This window comes from Myxococcus vastator (assembly GCF_010894475.1).
Taxonomy (GTDB): domain Bacteria; phylum Myxococcota; class Myxococcia; order Myxococcales; family Myxococcaceae; genus Myxococcus; species Myxococcus vastator.
The window spans coordinates 1-2,296 of the sequence record NZ_JAAIYB010000748.1 but is presented as its reverse complement, the minus strand read 5'-3'; the positions used below and the strand labels follow the sequence as shown (position 1 = coordinate 2,296).

Here is a 2,296-nt window from a genome sequence, read left to right as displayed (position 1 = left end):
CTTGCGCGGGCAGCAGGGACAGCGCCGCGCGCACCCCGGGCTCACCGCCCAGCGCGGAGAGGAAGCCCCGGGCCTCGCCCATCACCACCAGGTCCAGCTCCTCGTCCGGGGGGATGCCGGCCCGCAGCCGCGCGGAGTCCACCGCCTCCAGCAGCCCGCCCAGCTTGTCCACGAGGCCGCGGGCGAGCGCGTCCTGGCCGCTCCACACCCGGCCGCGGGCGACCTCGTCCACCTTCGCCTTGTCCATCTTCCGCCGCAGCGCCACCTGGGTGATGAAGCTGTCATAGGACGCGTCCGCCCACGCCTGGGCCGCCTCCTGCTCCTCCGGCGTCCAGGGGCGCCACACGTCCAGGATGTCCGCCAGCGGCGCGCGGGTCAGGCTCTCCTGGTGCACGCCCAGCAGTCCGCCCAGCAGTCCTTCAAAGGCGGGCTTGATGTAGAAGACGCCGATGCTGCCCGTCAGGGTGGTGGGCAGGGCGAAGACCTCGTGCGCGCCAATGGCGGCGTAGTAGCCGCCGGACGCGGCCATGTCCCCCATGGAGGCGATGACGGGCTTGTGCCTGGCCGCCTCCAGCACGGCTTCGTACATCAGGTGTGACGCCAGCACCTCGCCGCCGCCCGAGTCCACGCGCACGACGATGGCCGCCACGCTCGGGTCCGACTGCGCCTGCTCCAGCGCGCGCATCACCGTCTCCGCGCCCGCGAGGCGGCTGAAGCCCAGCGGGTCCTCGCGGCTGCGTCCGCCGATGATGTCGCCCAGCACCGGCACCACGGCGATGCGGCGCCGGCGGGCCCAGCGGCCCTCGCGCTCGTCGCGCGGCGCGTACGTGGTGCTGAAGCGTCCGCCCGGCACCAGCTCCGCCACCTTCTTGTCCAGCTCCGTCGAGGAGATGATGCCGTCCATCAACCCCAGCTCCACCGCGCGCTTCGGGTGGGGCAGGCCCTGGGCCCACAGCGCGCGCAGCCGCTCCACGGGCACCTTGCGGCCCTCCTGCACGGCCTTCTCGTAGACGGCCACCTCCGTGTCCAGGTAGGCGTTCGTGGACTCCAGGGCCGCGTCGCTGGGCTCGGTGCGAGTGAGCTGCTCGGGGGCCGTCTTGAAGCGGCCCACCCGCGCCACGTCCCAGTGCACGCCCAGCTTCTCCATCGTCCCGCCGTACGTCTGGAGGTGCGCGGCCAGGCCGTTGATGTAGAGAATCGACTCCTGCAGCGCGTAGATGCGGTCCGCCGCCGACGCGACGAAGTAGCCCAGGTCGTCCGTGGACAGCACCACCGCCATCACCCGCTTGCCGGCCGCGCGCAGCCGCAGCAGCGCCTGCCGCAGCTCCTCCGCCTTGCCCCAGCTCACCCCGGGCAGGCGCTCCAGCTTCACCACCACGCCGGCCAGCCGGTCGTCCTGGGTGGCCAGCTCCAACCACCGCGTCAGCCGCAGGTACGGGTCCGCCTCGCTGACGCCCAGCCAGGAGAGGACGGGGCTGGTGCCGCCGCTCAAGGCATCATTCAAGTCCAGCAGCGTCACCACGCCGCCGCGCGGCGCGATGGAGCGGTACGTCTCCGACGACAGGCGCACCGCCACCAGATGGTCCAGCCCCGCGTTCGTCCCGCCCGCCGCGTAGGTGAGGCCCAGGTGCGAGGTGTCCACCGTGGCCGCCACCTGGAGCGCGATGGGCACCCCGGAGGTGAAGCCGTGGGACACGCCCGCGCCCAGGCGGAGGCCCGGAATCACCTCCGCGTTGAGGGTGTACGTCGCCTGGCCCTGGCGGAAGGCGCCCTCCGAAAAGAGCCAGTCCACGCCCAGCGTGTAGCGCTCATCCAGCGGGCGCACGCCCAGGCCCAGGTTGTACTGCCGCTTCAGCGCCAGCGTGGCCTCGGTGGGGGCGTTGACGTCGCGCACCACCGCGCCCAGCGACAGCGCCCGCAGGGGGCGCGCCGTGAGGCCCACGTCGAAGGTGTCCAGCGCGTCGATGTCCCGGTTGGACGAACCATAGGCGTGCCACGAGGCGCCCAGCTGCAGCGTGCGCGTGCCCAGGGAGAGGCCCAGCGACGTGCGGCGGTAGTCCGGCTCCGCCCGGCCGCGAATCCACTCCATGGCGCCGCCCAGGCCCATGCCGAGCAGGCGCGTGGCCAGGAAGACGCCGTCTCCCAGGCCGTCATGCACGAGGTTTCGCTCGTGCAGGTAGAAGAGCTGGCTGCCTTCAACGAAGCCCAGGCCCGCGGGGTTGAGCGACAGGGCGGTGGCTTCATCCACCAGCGCGGCGCCCGTGGGTGGCAGCGTCAGCCCCCGGGAGGGCAGGGC

1 protein-coding gene is annotated in these 2,296 nt (G+C 73.0%); it reads right to left on the bottom strand.

Going from position 1 to position 2,296, the window contains the following annotated elements; translation table 11 throughout:
- Positions 1-2,296 (bottom strand): signal peptide peptidase SppA (gene sppA / locus G4D87_RS36850; RefSeq protein WP_163787453.1); only part of this gene is annotated, 2,296 nt, incomplete at both ends.